The sequence below is a fragment of the Acinetobacter sp. USHLN143 genome (assembly GCF_037145695.1).
Lineage (GTDB): Bacteria > Pseudomonadota > Gammaproteobacteria > Pseudomonadales > Moraxellaceae > Acinetobacter > Acinetobacter fasciculus.
Genome location: NZ_JBBCWZ010000224.1, coordinates 1 through 423, shown reverse-complemented (window position 1 = coordinate 423; position 423 = coordinate 1). Strand labels below are relative to the sequence as shown.

The 423-nt window shown below is 36.9% G+C and carries 1 protein-coding gene; it reads left to right on the top strand.

Translation table 11 applies throughout. The features are described from left to right. Positions 1–59 precede the first annotated feature (59 nt). Positions 60–423: IS1 family transposase (locus WFH18_RS17805; protein WP_336755410.1), on the top strand; the 364-nt coding region annotated here is incomplete at its 3' end.

Sequence of the window (423 nt, the reverse complement as noted above, 5' to 3'; positions counted from 1 at the left end):
GGTGGTGTTTCAAAAAGTATGCTGAAAAAAAGCAGGTTGGATTTTGATAAAATAGAGAAATGCGAATAACTCTAGAAATCAAGTGTCCAGCCTGCCTAAGTGACAGTATAAAGAAAAATGGCACAAAAGTAGATGGTAAGCAAAATTACCAATGTAAAATATGCAGACGTCAATTTATTGGTGATCATGCTCTCAGTTATCAAGGCTGTCACTCAGGTATCAAAACCAAAATATTACACCTCATGGTGCGAGGCAGTGGTGTCAGGGATATAGCAGAAATTGAAAGAGTAAGTATCGGTAAAGTTCTACGGACACTTAGCCAATCAAAATATCAACTTCGAGCACAGCAAAGTCATTATGAAACCCTTGAAGTAGATGAGTTTTGGACTTTTGTTGGTCATAAGCAAAATAAACAATGGCTAA